This is a genomic window from Streptomyces sp. NBC_00341, from assembly GCF_041435055.1.
Classification (GTDB): domain Bacteria; phylum Actinomycetota; class Actinomycetes; order Streptomycetales; family Streptomycetaceae; genus Streptomyces.
This window is the reverse complement of record NZ_CP108003.1, coordinates 178375-196210: the sequence shown is the minus strand read 5'-3', so window position 1 is coordinate 196210 and position 17836 is coordinate 178375. Positions and strand designations below refer to the sequence as shown.

The 17836-nt window shown below is 73.6% G+C and carries 6 protein-coding genes; 1 reads left to right on the top strand and 5 read right to left on the bottom strand.

Annotation, left to right across the window (positions count from 1 at the left end):
* Window positions 1–22 precede the first annotated feature (22 nt).
* From OG892_RS39355 to OG892_RS39340, 4 genes are all read right to left on the bottom strand, one after another.
* Entirely contained in the window at window positions 23–1282 is a 1260-nt protein-coding gene (locus OG892_RS39355; RefSeq protein ID WP_328868582.1) for a macrolide family glycosyltransferase, read from the bottom strand.
* A complete protein-coding gene (locus OG892_RS39350) occupies window positions 1269–2309 on the bottom strand; it encodes a Gfo/Idh/MocA family oxidoreductase (RefSeq protein ID WP_328868581.1) in 1041 nt (346 codons plus the stop codon). Before OG892_RS39350 ends, OG892_RS39355 begins: the two co-directional genes overlap by 14 nt.
* A gap of 171 nt (window positions 2310–2480) precedes the next feature.
* Window positions 2481–3791, bottom strand: a complete 1311-nt coding sequence (rfbH, locus tag OG892_RS39345; protein WP_371631795.1) for a lipopolysaccharide biosynthesis protein RfbH — start codon at window positions 3789–3791, stop codon at window positions 2481–2483.
* A gap of 27 nt (window positions 3792–3818) precedes the next feature.
* Window positions 3819–4787, bottom strand: a complete 969-nt coding sequence (locus OG892_RS39340) for an NAD-dependent epimerase/dehydratase family protein (protein ID WP_371631794.1) — start codon at window positions 4785–4787, stop codon at window positions 3819–3821.
* Between the two features lie 224 nt (window positions 4788–5011).
* Between OG892_RS39340 and OG892_RS39335 the strand changes: the two genes are divergently transcribed.
* Window positions 5012–6280, top strand: coding sequence for an activator-dependent family glycosyltransferase (locus tag OG892_RS39335; RefSeq protein WP_371631793.1), 1269 nt, complete (start codon window positions 5012–5014; stop codon window positions 6278–6280).
* Window positions 6281–6436: 156 nt separating this feature from the next.
* On the opposite strand, the gene OG892_RS39330 is transcribed toward OG892_RS39335, so the two are convergent.
* On the bottom strand, window positions 6437–17836 hold the full coding sequence (locus OG892_RS39330) for an SDR family NAD(P)-dependent oxidoreductase (protein WP_371631827.1): 11400 nt from the start codon (window positions 17834–17836) through the stop codon (window positions 6437–6439).

Here is a 17836-nt window from a genome sequence, read left to right as displayed (position 1 = left end):
AGGGGCCGCTCCCGCCGCGGCGTCAGCTCAGTGCGGCGGCGCGGTCCGCCATGACGGCTTCCAGGCGGTCGGCGGCCGCGGTGGCCCCGGGGGCGGTGCGCACCCGCCGGCTCAGCTCTCTCACCCGGTGCCGCATCCCGGCGTCGTCCGCGATGGCCTCGACGGCGGTGCGCAGGGTCTCGGCATCGAGGTCGCCGGGGCTGATCGACCGGCCCAGGCCCAGGTCGACGACCTGTCGCGCGGTCGCCCACTGGTCCTGCTGCTGCGGTACGACCACCACCGGGACGCCCTGGTGGAACGCCTCCATCAGGCTGCCGGTGCCGCCCTGGCAGACGAACGCGGCGGCATGCCCGAGCACGGTCAGGTGCGGGAGCCACGACCGGACCTCGACATTGGGCGGCAGCGTCCCGAGCTCCGCCGGGTCGGCGTCGCGGCCGAGGGTCATCACGATGTGCCAGGGGGTGCCGGTGAAGGCCTCGGCGCAGTGCCGGAAGAATCCGGGGTGGCGGTTGGCGGAGGTACCGAGCGAGACCAGCAGCACGGGTGGGTCGCCGGGCGGGGGCTCCCACGCTCCCGCGAAGTCCACCGCGCGCAGGCAGGGCCCGGCGAACAGGTAGTCGTCGCCGAAGGTCTCCCCCTTGGTCTGGAACTCCCGCACGACGAAGGACAGGCTGACGGCGGGCTCGTCACCGCCCGTCCGCCCGTCGGCGAACAGGGCGGCGACGCCGGCCGCCTCGACCCGGGCGGTCAGTGCGGCGGCCAGGTCGCGCAGCCGGGGATCGTCCGGGTCCACCGGGGTGTGCGCGGGATCCGCCTCGGTGCCGTTCTGCGGGACGTGCTCGTTGGTGCCGAAGCCGGCGTAGACCCGCACGGTGGGTGTCCGGTACAGCCTGCTCACGGCGGTGGCGGTGTCAGAGGCGAGCACGTCGTGCACGACCAGCTGCGGCGGGTCGGCGGCGACCGCCGCCAGGGTTGCCTCCAGGGGCGCGAAGCTCTCCTCCAGGAAGGCCAGCAGCATCGCCGTCGCGGTCTCGTTGCCCGTGATCGTCTCCGGGAACGTTGAGGCGTAGGACACGACGCGCGCGCCGGTGGTCCCGACGGCGGCGGCGAACCGGTCGGCTATCACGTAGGTGACGCGGTGGCCGCGCCGCAGCAGCTCCTCGACGACGCCGAGGCTCGCCTTGATGTGCCCGTAGGAGGGAAACCCCAGCCACAGCACGTGCTTTCCGGGCTGCGCCGGGGTGTCGGCGGCAGCCGGGGCGGGGAGGTCAGCCGGGGACATGCGCGCTCCTTGCCCCGGCCCGTCCGAGCCGGTCGCGGGCGGGGTCTTCGGGGGCGCCGGACAGTTCGAGGACCGACTCGATCAGCGAGGCCTGGCGGACGGCGTCGTCGGCGTGCGAGGTGTGGGCGGCCGGGTCGGCGCAGGCCCGCGCGAAGGCGGAGACCGCGCGGAGGAACTGGTCGGCGGCCGGCAGGGTCCACTCCTCGGCGTGGTCCCCCCGGCGCAGCCGCAGCAGCGGCCGGGTGTCGGGGGGCGGGGTGAACGCCCAGTCCACCTCGATGCGGCCCTCGCTGCCCCACAGCGCGTACGTGTTGCGGTAGGCGTGGTCCAGGCCGAAGTCGCACTGGGCGGTGACGCCCGCGCCGTCGGCGAGCAGTACCGATCCGGCCATGTCGCAGCCGCCGTCCTCCTCGTACCGGAGCCGGGCGCCGACGACCTCGATGTCGGTGCCGAGGAAGAGCCGGGCGGCGCGGATCGGGTAGCAGCCGGTCTCCCGGAGCGCTCCGCCGGCCAGTTCCCTGCTGTAGCGGATGAGCTCCCCGTCGGTGCGCGGGATGCCGAAGGAGGCGGTGAGGACCCGGGGCGTGCCGATGGCGCCCTCCGCGACCAGCTCGCGGACCCGGTCGTGCTGGGTGTGGTGGAGGAAGGCGAAGTTCTCCATGAAGGCCAGGCCGCGCTCACGGGCCGTCCGGGCCAGGCCGGCGGCGGCCGCCGTGCTCGCGGTGAGCGACTTCTCCACCAGGACGTGCTTGCCGGCCCGCAGGGCCGCGTCCGCCCACTGCTCGTGCAGGGCGTTCGGCAGCGGGATGTAGACGGCCTGGATGTCCTCGCGTTCGAGGAGCCGCTGGTAGCCGGTCACGGCCTCGATGCCGAAGCGGTCGGCAAAGGCGCGCGCCTTGTCGGGGGTACGGCTGGCCACGGCCACCACGCGCAGAGCGGGGCAGCGCAGCAGGGCCGGGGCGGTGCGGCGCCAGGCGATGTCGGCGGCGCCCAGGATCGCGATGCCCGTCCGTTCGGTGTCAGACACGGCGTCCCCCGCGTTCTGTGCCCGGTGCGGGGGCGGTCGGAGAGGTGGGTGGCATTGGCTGCATGGTGTCCCTCGCCGCTGAAGTCCAGGGGCCGGCCGCGGCAGCCGGCCCCACCAGATCCCGTGTCTGTCAGATCGCGCCGGGCCCGGGGCGGGCCCGGCCGGCGGCGCTCAGCGGTGCTTGGCGACGAACTCCCGGATGGAGGCGACCATGTAGTCGGTCATCTCGGCGGTGATGCCCGGGTAGACGCCGATCCAGAACGTCCGCTCCATGATGATGTCGCTGTTGGCCAGACCACCGCTGACCCGGTGCTCCACGTCGCGGTAGGCGGGGTGCCGTACGAGGTTGCCGGCGAACAGCAGCCGGGTGCCGATGCGGCGGGCGTTGAGGAAGTCGACCAGTTCGGCGCGGCGGAACGGGGCGTCCTCGGTCAGGGTCAGCACGAAGGCGAACCAGCTCGGGTCGCTGCCGGGGGTGGCCTCGGGCAGCAGCAGGCCGGGCACTCCCTCAAGGCCGTCGCGCAGCCGCTGCCAGTTGCGCTTGCGGGCGGCGGTGAAGTCGTCGAGCTTGCCGAGCTGGCTCAGGCCCAGGGCGGCCTGGAGGTCGGTCGACTTCAGGTTGTAGCCGATGTGGGAGAAGATGTACTTGTGGTCGTAGCCGAGCGGCAGATCACCCATCTGGTAGGTGAAGCGCTTGAGGCACTTGTTGTCCTCGCCCGGCTCGCACCAGCAGTCGCGTCCCCAGTCCCGCATCGACTCGGTGATCCGGGCCAGCTCCACACTGTTGGAGAGCACGCAGCCGCCCTCGCCCATGGCGAGGTGGTGGGCCGGGTAGAAGCTGACGGTCGAGTAGTCCCCGAACGTGCCGGTGGTACGGCCCTGGTACGTCGACATGAGGGCGTCGCAGTTGTCCTCGACGAGGAACAGCCCGCGATCCTTGGCCAGTTGCGCTATCTCGGTGGCCTGGAAGGGGTTGCCGAGCGTGTGGGCCATCATGATGGCCTTGGTGCGCGGGCCTATCGCCGCCTCGACCCGTTCCACCGTTGTGTTGTACGTGGCGAGGTCCACGTCGACGAAGACCGGCACCAGACCGCACTGGACGATGGGGTTGACGGTGGTGGGCCAGCCCGCGGCGACGGTGATCACCTCGTCGCCGGGGCGCAGCCGGTGGTCCTCCAGCTCCGGCACGGTGAGCGAGGCGAGCGCCAGCAGGTTGGCGGACGAGCCGGAGTTGGTCAGGTGAGCCTTGCGGACACCGATCGTCTTGGCGAACTTCCGCTCGAAGCGCAGCGCGGTGGCGCCGGAGGCGATGCGCAGCTGCAGCGCGTGTTCCACCAGCGCGGCGCGGTCGTCCTCGTCGAGGACCGCGCCGGCCGGCAGGATCGGGGTGACTCCTGGGACGAACTCCGTCCCGGAAGCCTCCTGTTCCCGGTGGTACTTGCGGGTCAGTTCGATGATGGACTGCACATCGGTGTCAGTCATGGAAGCCCTCTTCGTCCGCTGCGGTGGTCAGGTGTGGTGCTGTGAGGTGTGGGGGACGCGGGTGCTGCCCCACAGGGCGTGCAGCGCGTCCGTCACGGTGCGGGCGGGGGCCCAGCCGAACTCCCGCCGTGCCAGGCCGATGTCCAGGGGCCGGTCCCCGGCGCCGGCGTCGCGGCGCCCGGCGGGTGCCGGGCCGCGCACGATCGCCGGTGCCTTCGCGCCCGTTCCGGCGATCCGGATCAGCGCGTCCACCGTGTCGGCCAGCGGGACGAGACGGCCCGAGCCGATGTTGACGACGGGGGGCAGCCGGGGAGCCCGCGCCGCACACAGAACGGCGTCGGCGACGTCCCGGACATCGATGAGGTCCCGCCGTACGCCGTCCAGCGGCGGCAGCCGCAACTCGGCGGGGTGCGCGGCGAGCTGCCGGGCGAGCCCGCCGAGCAGGCTCTCCGCCGGGATGAACGGGCCGAGCGCGACGGGGATGCGCAGCACGGTCGCGCTCACCCGTCCCTCGGCGGCGGCCCGGGTGACGATCCGGGTGGCGGCGAGCTTGGTCTGCGCGTACCGGCCCACGGGGCGGGCCGGCAGCGTCTCCGCCAGCGTGTCGTCGGGGTGCACCCCGTATTCGTAGGCCGTTCCGATGTGCACGAGCCGCACCGGGTCCGCCAGCGCCTCGACGGCTCGCACGAGCCTCTCGACGAGGGTCACGTTGCCGGCGGTCAGCTCGTCGTCGGTGACGTTCCACAGCGCGCCCGCCGCGTTCACCACCAGGCCGGGCCGTAGCGGGGCGAGGGCGGCGGCGAGGTCGGCGGGGTCACCGCGGGCGACGTCGAAGGGCACGGGGCGGCAGCCGTCGGGCAGGCCGGCGGGGCGGCGGGCGACGGCGGCCACCGGCCGGCCGGTGGCCCGCAGCGCGGCGCATACGTTGCGGCCGACGAAGCCGCCGGCGCCGAGCACCACGGCGGTCGGCCGGTCCGCGGAACCCACTGAAGCCATCGACGAGTCTCCCGGATCAACTGGTCCGTTGGGGCGACGGCCCGGCCGGGCCGTCGCCGCTGCCGCAACTATCCACGCGCTCCCGGGATGCGCACACCGGCAGCCGGGCCATGCATCCAAACTCTGGGTGTTTCCCCCGATGCCCGGCCGCGGCCCGCCGCTCGACCGGCGGCCGGACGACGCTGGGGAGGCTTCGGACCACTTGTCGCTCCCAGGAGTCCACCGTGCGTGTGCTGTTCGTGACGATTCCCGAGAAGTCCCACCTGTTCTGCATGACGCCGATCGCGTGGGCGATGCGTGCCGCGGGACACGAGGTCCGTGTCGCCAGTTGCGAGGAACTCGTCGACGTCATCGCCCGTACCGGCATGACCGCCGTGGCGACCGGCCGGAACGACGGAATCAGCGCGGCGATGACCTCGAATCGCCAGTCGCAGGAGGAGTGGGAGTCGGCGAGCTGGAACGAGCTGGATCCGGCGAAGCTGACCTACGAGAACGAGCTCGAACGGGCCCAGCTGGCCGCGTACGGCAGCGCGATGTACAACGAGCCGATGATCGACGAGATGGTGGAGTTCGCCCGCTCCTGGCGGCCCGACCTCGTGGTCTGGGATCCGCTCACCTACGCCGGCCCCCTCGTCGCGGGCGTCGTCGGGGCCGCACACGTGCGGTCGCTGTGCTTCGCCGACGTGTGGGTGATGAAACGCCGGCTCTTCCAGGGCCTGGCGGCGGACGTGTCCGCGGACCGGCGCAAGGATCCGCTGGCCGAATGGCTGGGCGGCCGCGCCGCCGAATTCGGGGGGACCTTCACCGAGGAATTCGCCACCGGGCAGCTCACGCTGGACCCGCTGCCCGAGAGCCTGGGCCTGGACACCGGCGCGCTGCGGACGCCGGTACGGTTCGTGCCGTACAACGGCCCGGCGGTCGTCCCGGACTGGCTGCGGACCCCGCCGGAGCGGGTCCGGATCTGCATGAGCCTCGGCGCCTCCAACACCGAGCGCTACGGCGGGGACTACGTCTCCAAGGGCAAGATCCTCGACATGCTCGCGGAGCTCGACGCCGAGGTGGTCGCCGCGCTGCTGCCCGCGCAGGTCAAGGAACTGGGCCCGCTGCCGGGCAACGTACGTGTCGTGGAGTCGGTGCCGTTGCACGCGCTCCTGCCGAGCTGCTCCCTGCTGATCCACCACGGTGGTTTCGGCAGCTACGCGAACGCGCTGGTGCACGGCGTACCGCAGCTCACCGTCACCACACCGGTGGCCGACCAGCTCTACCGCGGCGCCGGTCTGGAGCAGCAGGGGGCCGGACTGCTCCTCCCCCACGACCAGGCCACGCCGGACGCGGTACAGGACCGGGTCGCGCGGATCCTGGCGGACCCGGACTTCCTGGACAACGCCGCCCGGCTGCGCGACGAGGCACTCTCCCGGCCGGCCCCGTCCGAGGTGGTTCCGGTCCTGGAGCAGCTGGCCGAGGAGCGCCGCACCGCACCGTGGCGGGCCTGAGGCGCGGTGCCCGGCCCGGCCTCATGACGCGGCGGGACGGCCCCCCGGGGCAGACCCGGCGAACGGCCGGGCTGTTCCCCGCCGTCGACGACATCGCGTGGCCCGGCCGCTGAACGCCGCCGGGCCGCACGTCCGTGTCCCCTTCAACGGCCTTTTTCACAACGACTGTTCGCGGATCCAGCTCTCGACCGCGGCCGCGGTTGCGTCGGCCAGGTTCTCCATCATGGTGAAGTGGTTGCCCGGTACGTCCACGACGCGGTCCGCCTCGCTCCAGCCCGTCTGCCACCGCTCGGGGGCCAGTTCCTCGCCGCCGGGCATCGGTTCGCCGGCCCGCACGAGCAGCACGGGCGAGTCGAGCTTCCCGGGCCGCCAGCCGCCCAGCAGGTTGAAGTACCAGCTCATCGCGGACAGCCTGGCGGCGTCCATGCGCGCGAAGCCGGCCTCGCGTTCGAACATGCCGCCGAGCAGCTGGTCCTCGAACTGGCCGAGCGAGTCGTCGCCCGGCACATAGGTGTCCAGGAGCACGACTCCCGCCGGAGGCCGGCCCTCCTGTTCCATCCGGGCGGCCGTCGCGTAGGCGAGTACACCGCCGGAGGACGAGCCCAGCAGCGCGAAGGGCGCGTCCCCGACCTGTTCGCGCACCGTCCGCGCCAGCAGGTCGAGCAGGGCGTCCTCGGTGGCCGGCAGCGGCTCACCGGTCGCGAATCCGGGCACCGCGAGCGCGATCACCTCCCGCACCTCACGGAACCCGGAGGCGAACCGTGCGTACTGGTGGACGCCGCCGAGGGCGACCTGCGAGGCGAAGCAGACGAGCCGGACCGGTTCGCCGCCCTTGGCCAGCCGGACGGAGGTGGGGGACTCGGCCTCCTCGCCGCCGTCGCCGAAGGTCGGCCGCAGCCGGGCGACGCTCTGCAGGAGTCCGAAGCCCTCGGCCAGCCTGCGCTCCTCGCAGGCCCGGCGGAAGAGCCGGCCGATGGTCTCGTCGGTGTCGGGCCCGCCAACGGCGGCCGCGGTGTCCGTGCGGTCCTCCGCGCCGTCCTGTGCCGTGCCGAGCAGTGCGTGCAGGTGCTCGGCCAGGTCGAGCGGTGAGGCGTGGTCGAAGGCGACGGTGGCCGGCAGCCGCAGCCCGGTCTCGGCGGCCAGCGCGTTGCGCAGCTCCACCGAGGTCAGTGAGTCCAGGCCGAGTTCGAGGAACGCCTGGTCGGACTCGACCGCGTCGGCCGAGGCGTGCCCGAGGACGGCGGCGGTCGCACCGCGCACCAGGTCGAGTACCGCGTCCCGGCGGGCCGTGCCGGTCAGCCCGCGCAGCCGGTCTCCCGTACGGGGGCCGGTGTCGTGGCTCGCGGCGGTGCGCCGGGCCGCCGGGCGGGCGAGGCCGCGCAGGAGCGGGGCCGGTTCGGGGCCGAACGCCGCGGTGTCGAGGCGGACGGGCACGAACTGGGCGGCGTCGACCCGCAGGGCGGCATCGAGGAGCGCGAGCCCTTCCCCGTCGCCCAGCGCCAGCACGCCGCCCCGGGTCATGCGGTCGCGGTCCACTTCGCCGAGCCGGCCGGCCATGCCGTGCTCCCAGGCGCCCCAGGCGAGCGATCTGGCGGGCAGGCCGTCGGCGCGCCGCTGCTCGGCCAGGGCGTCCAGGAAGGCGTTGGCCGCGGCGTAGTTGGCCTGGCCCGGGGTGCCGAAGGTGGCCGCCGACGAGGAGAACAGCACGAACTCGGCGAGCTTCGCGTCGAGGGTCAGTTCGTGCAGGTGCAGCGCGGCCTCCGCCTTCGCGCGCAGTACGGTCTCGAACCGTTCCGGGGTGAGCGAGGTGATCACTCCGTCGTCCAGGACCCCGGCGAGGTGGAGCACCGCGGTGAGCGGATGCGCCGGGTCGATCCGGTCCAGGACCCCGGCCAGGGCGGTCCGGTCGGCCGCGTCGCACGCGGTCAGGGTGACTTCGGCGTCCAGCTCCGCGAGTTCGGCCAGCAACTCCCCGGCGCCGGGGGCGGCGGAGCCGCTGCGGCTCACCAGCAGCAGCTGCCGCACGCCGTGGGCCGCGACGAGGTGGCGGACGACCAGTCCGCCGAGGGCGCCGGTGGCACCGGTGACCAGCACGGTGCCGTCCGGGTCCCAGGCGGCGCCGGGCTCCTCGGGTACGGCGACACGGGCCAGCCTGGCCGCACGCAACTGACCGTCTCTGATCGCGAGTTGTGGTTCTCCGGTGTCGAAGGCGGCGGGCAGGGCGAGGACCGAGGCCTCCGTCCCGTCGAGGTCCATGAGGAGGAAGCGGCCCGGGTTCTCCGACTGGGCGGTCCGCACCAGGCCCCAGAGCGGAGCACAGGCCAGGTCGTCCGGGCGTCCGGTGCCGTCACCGAGCGCGGAGCGTGTCACGAAGGCCAGGCTCGTTCCGGCGAACCGCTCGTCCGCGAGCCACGACCGTACGGTCCGCAGCGCCTCGCCGGTGATGTCCCGCAGGCCGCGGACCGGGTCGGTTCCGGGACCGGAGGCGAAGGAGACCAGGACGAGTTCGGGCAGGGTCATGCCCGCCGACGCCGCGTCCGACAGGGCTTCCAGGTCGGCGAAGGACTCGGTCCACACACCCGCCCCGGAGAGGGTGTCCATGATCCTCAGCGGGTCCGCGCCGACCAGTGCGCAGCGCCGGAACTCCGGTTCCGTCCCCTTCTCCGTCTCCGTCTTCCGCGCTGTCACCGGCACGGGTTGCCAGTCGACGCGGAACAGCGCGTCCGGGTGGCGCGCTTCGCGAGGGCCGTCCGTGGCGAGGGGGCGCAGTGTGAGCGCGGCGATCGAGGCGACCGCCCGCCCGGCGGGGTCCACGGCGCTGAGCGCCACCTGCTCTGGCCCGGTCGCCGTCAGCCGGACGCGAAGGGCGGTGGCGCCCTGGGCGTGCAGGGCGGCGCCGCCGAAGGAGAACGGCACGAGCCGGCCGGCGGCGCCGGGCAGCAGGTGGGCGAGGGAGTGCAGGGACGCGTCGAGGAGGGCGGGGTGCAGTCCGTAGCGCCCGGTGTCCGCATGGACCGTTTCGGGCAGCACCACTTCGGCGTAGACCTCTCCGTCGCGCCGCCAGAGCGCGCTGAGTCCCTGGAAGGCCGGGCCGTAGGCGACTCCGTTCCCCGCCGGGTCCTGCTCGTCCTCGTAGAGCCCGTCGAGCGGCACTTCGACGGCGCCGCGCGGCGGCCACTCAGAGGTGTCGAACGGCTCGTCGCCTGCCACGGCCGGGGTGAGGGTTCCGGTCGCGTGCAGGGTCCAGGGCTCCTCTGCGGGCGCGTCGGCCGGCCGGGAGGAGATCCGCACGGTGTGGTTTCCGGCCGCGTCGGCGGGCTCGGTCAGGACCTGGATCTGCTGCTCGCCCGCGTCGAGGGACAGCGGGGAGGACAGCACCAGTTCGTCCACGAGACCGCAGCCGACGTGGTCGCCCGCGTGCACGGCCAGGTCGAGGAGCGCGGTGCCGGGAAGCACCGGCCGCCCGGCGACGAGATGGCCGGCGAGCCACGGGTGGGCGGCGGTGGAGAGCCGTCCGGTGCAGACGGACCCCCCGCCGGACAGCGGGACGCAGGCGCCGAGCAGCGGGTGGGCGGCGCCGGTCAGTCCGGCTCCCGCCAGGTCGGCCGGGACGACGACGTTCTCGGCCCAGTACCGCTGCCGGTGGAACGCGTAGGTCGGCAGGTCCACCCGGCACGCACCGGTGCCGGAGTAGAGCTCCCTCCTTCGGGTGCCGGTGCCGTGCACGAGGAGCGGGGCGAGCCCCGCGGCGAACGTGCCGGTCTCGGAGCGGCCGCGGCGCAGGGCCGCGCGGACGACCGGTTCCGGCGCCTCGCCGGTGTCGTCGTCCGCGAGGCAGTCCTGGACGGCGGCCGTGAGGACGGGGTCCGGGCCGAGTTCGAGGAAGGTACCGACTCCGGCCGTGCGCAACCGCGTGACCGCGTCGTGGAACCGCACGCTCTCGCGTACCTGCCGCACCCAGTACTCCGGGGAACCGAAGCTGTCGGGACCGGCGTGCGCACCGCCGGTCGGCACGACCGGGATCCTCGCCGGGTGGTAGGTGACGGCCTCGGCGATCCGGCGGAACTCCGCCAGCATCGGTTCCATCCGGGCCGAGTGGAAGGCGTGGCTCACCCGCAGCCGCTTCTTCGAACGGTCCGCGAACCGTCCGGCCACCGCGAGGACGGCTTCCTCCTCGCCCGACAGCACCACTGCTGTGGGCCCGTTGACCGCGGCGAGGTCCACCCCGTCGCCCAGCAGTGGGGCGACCTCCGCCTCGGTCGCCCGCAGTGCCAGCATCGCGCCGCCCGCCGGGAGTGCCTGCATCAGCCGGCCCCGGGCCGCGACCAGCCGGCAGGCGTCCTCCAGTGTCAGTACGCCCGCCACATGGGCGGCGGCCAGCTCACCGACCGAGTGCCCCACCAGATGGTCGGGCTCGACTCCGAAGGACTCGAACAGCCGGTACAGCGCCACTTCGAGGGCGAACAGCGCGGGCTGCGCGTATCCCGTGTCGGCGAGGGCCTGCGCGTGTCCCGCGTCGGCCAGGGCCTGCGCGTCGGTGAACATCACCTCGCGCAGGGACGTGCCGATTTCGGCGTCGAGGTGCTCGCACACCTCGTCCAGGGCGGCGGCGAACGCCGGCTCGGCCGCGTACAGCTCGCGTCCCATGCCGGGCCGCTGGCTGCCCTGCCCGGTGAACAGCATCGCGACCCGGCGGGGCGCGGCCCGGCCGTGCGCGACGCCCGGTGCGGTGGTGCCGGCCGCGATCGCGTCCAGTCCGGCCAGCAGCTCCTCCCGGCCGGTGGCGACCGTGAGCGCCCGGTGGTCGAAGAGGGGGCGGGTGGTGGCGAGCGAGAAGCCGACGTCGAGCGGGGTGAGTCCGGGCTGCCGAGCCAGGTGGTCGCGCAGGGCCGCGGCCTGGCCGCGTACGGCCGCCTCGGTGCGGGCCGACACCAGGATCGGCAGCACGGCGGGCGCGGGCCGGGTGTCGGGGGCCGGGGCGGTTACCGGCTGCTCGGCCGGGGCCTCCAGGATGACGTGCGCGTTGGTGCCGCTGATGCCGAAGGACGAGACACCGGCGCGCCGGGGGTGTGCGGTCGCGGGCCACGAGACGCTCTCGGTGAGCAGCTCGACCTGTCCGTCCGACCAGTCGACCTGCTCGCTCGGCCGGTCCACGTGCAGCGTCGCCGGAAGCACGCCGTGCCGCATGGCCTGCACCATCTTGATGATGCCGCCGACGCCCGCGGCGGCCTGGGCGTGCCCGATGTTCGACTTGAGCGAGCCGAGCCGCAGCGGCAGCCCCTCGGGCCGGTCCTGGCCGTAGGTGGCCAGCAGCGCCTGCGCCTCGATGGGGTCGCCCAGGACCGTTCCGGTGCCGTGGCCCTCTACGGCGTCCACCTCGGCGGGCCGCAGTCCGGCACGGTCCAGGGCCTCCTGGATGACGCGCTGCTGGGCGGGTCCGTTGGGTGCGGTCAGGCCGTTGGAAGCGCCGTCCTGGTTGACGGCCGAGCCCCGCACGACCGCCAGCACCCGGTGTCCGTGGCGACGCGCGTCGGAGAGGCGTTCCAGCAGCAGCATGCCGACGCCCTCGGCCCATCCGGTGCCGTCGGCGGTGGACGAGAAGGACTTGCACCGGCCGTCGGGGGCGAGGCCGCGCTGCCGGCTGAAGTCGATGAACGTACCCGGGGTCGCCATCACGGTGACCCCGCCGGCCAGCGCCGTGTCGCACTCGCCCGAGCGCAGCGCCTGGGCAGCCAGGTGCAGCGCCACCAGCGAGGAGGAGCAGGCGGTGTCGATCGTCACGGCAGGACCTTCGAGTCCCAGCAGGTAGGCGACGCGACCGGTGACGACGCTGCCCGCCGAACCGGTGCCCAGGAACCCTTCGGCGCCCTTGGGGACGGTGTGCAGCCTGGCCAGGTAGTCGTGGTACATGACGCCCGCGAAGACTCCGGTGCGCCCGCCGCGCAGCGCGGTGGGGTCGATGCCCGCGGACTCGACGGCCTCCCAGGACGTCTCCAGGAGGAGCCGCTGCTGCGGGTCCATGACCAGCGCCTCACGTGGTGAGATACCGAAGAAGGCCGCGTCGAACTCGGCGGCGTCGTGCAGGAATCCGCCCTCCCGCACATAGCTCGCACCACCGGTGTCCGGGTCGGCGTCGTAGAGCCGTTCCAGGTCCCAGCCGCGGTCGACGGGGAACGGGGTGACGCCGTCGGCGCCGGTGCTCACCAGGTCCCACAGGTCGTCGGCGCTGCGGACACCGCCGGGGTAGCGGCAGGCCATGCCGACGATGACGACGGGGTCGTCGGAGTCCGGGCCCCGGGTCCGTGCGGGCGCGGCCGGGACGCGTTCGGGGCGCTGCGCCCCGAACAGCCGCTCCAGCACATGGCGGGCGACGGCGTCGGCGGTCGGGTGGTCGAACACGAGGGTCGCGGAGAGCCGCAGCCCGGTCGCGGCGTTGAGGTGGTTGCGCAGTTCGACCGCGGTGAGCGAGTCGAAACCCAGCTCGTGGAACGGCTGGTCGGGTGCGACGTCGTGCGCCGAGCCGTGGCCGAGCACGGTGGCGGCCCGGTCCTGGACCAGTTCGCGCAGGGCGGCGAGCCGTTCCTCGGCCGGCAGCGGGGTGAGCCGGTCGGACAGCGCGTCCGCGGTGACCGTATCCGCGGCGGCCGCGCGCCGCCGCGGCGGGCGGACCAGGCCTCGGAAGACCGGTGGCAGGTGCTCGGCGGACTCGCGCAGCACGGCGAGGTCGAGGCGGACGGGCAGCACCGCCGCGTGCCCGGTGGCGGCGGCCAGGTCGAACAGGGCGGTGCCGTCGGCCATGGACAGCGGCACCACACCGCCGCGGGCCATGCGCCGCCGGTCGGTGTCGCCCAGCTCGCCGGTCATCTCGCCCGAGCCGTCCCACAGGCCCCAGCCCAGGGAGAGCCCGGGAAGCCCCTCGGCACGGCGGCGCTGGGCGAGCGCGTCCAGGAAGGCGTTGGCGGCGGCGTAGTTGCCCTGCCCGGGTGCGCCGAGCGCGGCCGAGACCGAGGAGAACAGGACGAACGCCGACAGGGGTGCGTCGCGGGTCAGTTCGTGCAGCTGGAGCGCGGCGTCCACCTTGGGGCGCAGCACTCGCGCCACCTGCTCCGGGGTCAGGGACATCACCGTCGCGTCCGCAAGCACACCGGCGGTGTGCACGACGCCGGTCAGCGGGTGCCCGGCGGGGACGGTGCCGAGAGCGGCGGCGAGGGCGTCCCGGTCCGCCACATCGCAGGCGAGGAGGGTGACTTCGGCGCCGTGTGCGGTCAGTTCCGCGGTCAGCTCGGCGGCCCCGGGTGCGTCCGGGCCGCGACGGCTGAGGAGCAGGAGACGGCGTACCCCGTGGGTGGTGACCAGGTGGCGGGAGATCACGCCGCCGAGTTCGCCGGTGGCGCCGGTGAGGAGCACGGTGCCGTCGGGGTCCCAGACAGGGGCCTGGGCCGTCGGCGGTGCGACGGCGAGGCGGCAGGCGAACAGCTCGCCGTCGCGGACGGCGAGCTGCGGCTCGGACGAGCCGTACGCGGCCTCGGCGTCGGCGGTCGGCCCACCCTGTACGTCGATGAGCTGGAACCGTTCCGGGTGTTCGGACTGGGCCGACCGCACGAGGCCCCAGACGGCCGCGCCCGGCAGGTCCCGCACGTTCTCCCCGGGCCGGACCGCGACCGCCCCCTCGCAGACCAGGACCAGCCGGCTCGTCTCGAAGCGCTCGTCCGCGAGCCAGTCCTGGAGGAGGGCGAGGGCGTGCAGGACCGCCTCGTGGGTGCTGTCGGCCAGCCCGGCGCCGGAGGCCGTGGCCGAGTCGGCTGTGGCGGCCGTGCCGGCCGCTCTGGCCATGACCACGTCGGGTACGGGGTGTCCGGCGTCGATCGCCGTACGCAGTGCCGCCAGGTCGCGGTACGCGGCTGAGCCCGCGTCCTCGCCCAGGAGCACCGGTCCGGGTCCCGCCGGCGCGTCCGGTGCCGCGATCCGCATCCAGTCCAGCCGGAACAGGGCGTCCTTCGGGGCGTCGTCCGCAGAGCCGGCTGCGCCGGCTCCCTCTGAGTCCCGGGCGTCCACGGCCATCGGCCGGAGCGTCAGGGAGGCCACCTCCGCGACGGGCCGGCCCAGGACGTCGGCCACCTGGACGGCGATGCTGTCCGGTCCGCTGTGCGTCAGGCGCGCCCGCAGCGCACCGGCTCCCTCGGCGTGCAGGGCCACCCCGCTCCACGAGAACGGCAACCGCCCGGGGGTCCCGCTCCCGGCCGCGTCGGCGCCGCTGGATGCGGTGGCGCCGAGCGCCATCGCGTGGAGCACCGAGTCCAGGACGGCGGGGTGCAGCGGGTAGGTGCCGGCGCCCGAGGGCTGAGCGGGGTCGGAGAGCAGGGTCTCGACGAAGAGCTCGTCCGCCCGCCGCCACGCCCGGCGCAGCCCGCGGAAGACAGGACCGTACTGGAGCCCCAGCGCCGCCAGGGCCTCGTAGAGCCCGGCCGTGTCCACCTCCTGCGCACCGTCCGGGGGCCACTGGGCGAGGTCGTACGACGGTTCCTCGTCCTGGGCGGCGGAGAGCAGGCCGGTGGCGTGACGGGTCCACCGGTCGGCCGGTTCGCTGTCCTGCCGCGACGACACCTGTACGGAGCGGCAGCCGGCGGCGTCCCGCGCACCGACCAGCAACTGCACGTAGACGATGCCGCTCTCCGGGATCACCAGGGGAGCCGTCAGGGTCAGCTCCTCGACCCTTTCGCAGCCCACCCGCGACCCGGCGCACAGGGCGAGGTCGAGCAGCCCGGTTCCGGGGAACACGATCCGGCCGGCCACCTGATGGTCCGCGAGCCAAGGGTGCGACTGCGCTGACAGCCCGCCCAGGAACAGCACGTCCCCCGAGTCCGCCAGACCGATCATGGCCTGGAGCAGCGGGTGCCCGGCCCCGGCGGAGCCGAGCGGTCGCGGTCCTGCGGTGAGACGGGCGGTCGGCCAGTAGCGCTGGTGCTGGAAGGCGTAGGTGGGCAGGTCGACGGTGCGGGCGCCGGTCGGCGCGTAGAAGGCCGCCCAGTCGACGTCGGCGCCGTCGGCCCAGAGGCGGGCCAGGGCCTCGACGGCGGTGGCGGGCTCGGACTGCTTACGGTTCAGCGCCGCCACCGCGAGGGATTCGCCGTCGTACGTCTCGTCGACGGCACCGGTCAGCGTGGCGTCCGGGCCCAGCTCCAGGAACCTGGTGACACCGGAGGACTTCAGGTGGGTGATCGCGTCGGCGAAGCGGACCGTGCCGCGCACCTGGTCCACCCAGTACGACCCGGTGAACCGGGCTATCGGCTCACCCGTCAGCGTCGATACGACGGGTATCTCGGGGCTGCGCATCTCCAGCGCGTCGGCCGCCGCACGGAACTCGTCCAGCATCGGGTCCATCAGCACCGAGTGGAACGCGTGACTGACCTCCAGCCACCGCCCCTGACGATCAGCAAGACCACTCGCTACCGCCTCAACGGCCTCCCGGGCACCCGACAGCACCACCTGACCGGGAGCGTTCACCGCAGCCACGGAGACACCGTCCACCAGCAGCGGGGTGACCTCGTCGAGCGTGGCCCGGACCGCCCACATCGCACCACCGGCAGGCAACGCCTGCATCAACGCGGCACGCGCGGCCACCAGCTTGCAGGCGTCCGCCAGCGAGAACACCCCGGCCACGTGCGCGGCGGCCAGCTCACCCACCGAGTGGCCCACCAGGTAGTCCGGGCGAACCCCCCACGACTCAAGAAGCCGGAACAGCGCCACCTCGACCGCGAACAGCGCGGGCTGCGCCCAGCCCGTGGACTTCAGCGCCTCAGCGTCGGTGAACATCACCTCACGCAGACCATCGAAGTGCGCACACACCTCATCCAGAGCGGCTGCGAACACCGGGAAGGACTCGGCCAGCTCCTGGCCCATACCGACCCGCTGACCCCCCTGACCCGAGAACACGAACCCGGTCAGACCGTCCCGGGCCACCACCGGCACCAACGGCTCACCCAACCGCGCCCGCAGCTCACCGGTGTCCGCGCCGAGGACCACTGCACGGTGCTCCAGCGCTGCCCGGGTCGTCCCCAGCGACAGACCGACGTCACACGCGTCCAGGCCGTCCACACCGGAAGCCAGTCGACGCGCCTGATCCGCAACCCCCGCCGCCGACTTCGACGACACCACCCATGGCACCACCGGAAGCTCCAGCAGCTCCTGCGGTACCTGGGCCAGCTGAGAGGGCGGCGCCTCCTCGACGAGAACGTGCGCGTTCGTCCCGCTGATCCCGAAGGACGACACTCCAGCCCGGCGTACCCGCTCGGAGTGCGGCCACGCGCGTGGCTCGGCCAGCAGTTCCACCGCGCCGGCGGACCAGTCGACGTGCGAGGACGGGGTACCGACGTGGAGGGACCGGGGCAGTACACCGTGCCGCATCGCCAGAATCATCTTCATGACGCCCGCGACGCCTGCGGCCGCCTGCGTGTGCCCGATGTTCGACTTGATCGAGCCGAGCCACAGCGGCTGGTCCGCAGGCCGGTCCTGCCCGTACGTGGCCAGCAGGGCCTGGGCCTCGATCGGGTCACCCAGCTTGGTACCCGTACCGTGTGCCTCCACCACGTCCACATCCGCCGACGAGAGACGCGCACTGGCCAGCGCCTCACGGATGACACGCTGCTGCGAGGGACCGTTCGGCGCCGTCAGACCATTGGACGCACCGTCCTGATTGACCGCACTTCCGCGCAACACCGCCAGGACCTGGTGCCCGCTGCGTCGGGCGTCCGACAGCCGCTCCAGGACCAGAACGCCGGCGCCCTCGCCCCAGCCCGTACCGTCCGCATCGTCCGAGAACGCCTTGCACCGGCCGTCCCCGGCCAGACCACCCTGCCGCTCGAACTCGATGAACGCACCCGGCGTCGACATCACCGTCACACCACCGGCCAGCGCAAGATCACACTCACCCGACCGCAACGACTGCGCGGCAAGATGAAGGGCCACCAACGACGACGAACACGCCGTATCGATGGTGACGGCCGGCCCCTCAAGGCCCAGCGCGTAGGAGATGCGCCCCGACAGGACGCTGCCCGAGCTTCCCGTCCCGCCGTACCCCTCGGCCGACTCCCCCGCCAGCGCCAATGCTGTCGGGTAGTCCTGCCCGTTCGTCCCGGCGAAGACGCCGACCGGCAGGCCACGCAAGGAGAACGGTGCGATGCCCGACCGCTCCAGCGACTCCCACACCACCTCAAGCAGCAGCCGCTGCTGCGGGTCCATCGCCAGTGCCTCACGCGGCGAGATCCCAAAGAGACCGGCATCGAAATCCGCCACACCCTCGACGAACCCACCGACGCCCTGGAGGGCGTCCCAGCCCCGGTCCGGGGGGAACGCGCCGAGCGCGTCGACACCGTCCGCCACCAGCCGCCAGAGGTCGTCCGGCGAGTTCACCCCACCGGGGAAGCGGCAGCCCATGCCGACGACGACCACGGGTTCGGTTCCTGCGGATTCCATGCTGTGAAGGCGCTGCTTGGTCTCATGAAGCTCAAGCGTGACCTTCTTCAAGTATCCGAGAAGCTTGTCCTCGTTACTCATCAA

What these genes read in the sequence shown, in the direction of transcription:
- OG892_RS39355 (WP_328868582.1), bottom strand. Translation starts at nt 1,282, where the DNA reads ATGTCCCCGGCTGACCTCCCCGCCCCGGCTGCCGCCGACACCCCGGCG.
- rfbH (WP_371631795.1), bottom strand. Translation starts at nt 3,791, where the DNA reads ATGACTGACACCGATGTGCAGTCCATCATCGAACTGACCCGCAAGTAC.
- OG892_RS39340 (WP_371631794.1), bottom strand. Translation starts at nt 4,787, where the DNA reads ATGGCTTCAGTGGGTTCCGCGGACCGGCCGACCGCCGTGGTGCTCGGC.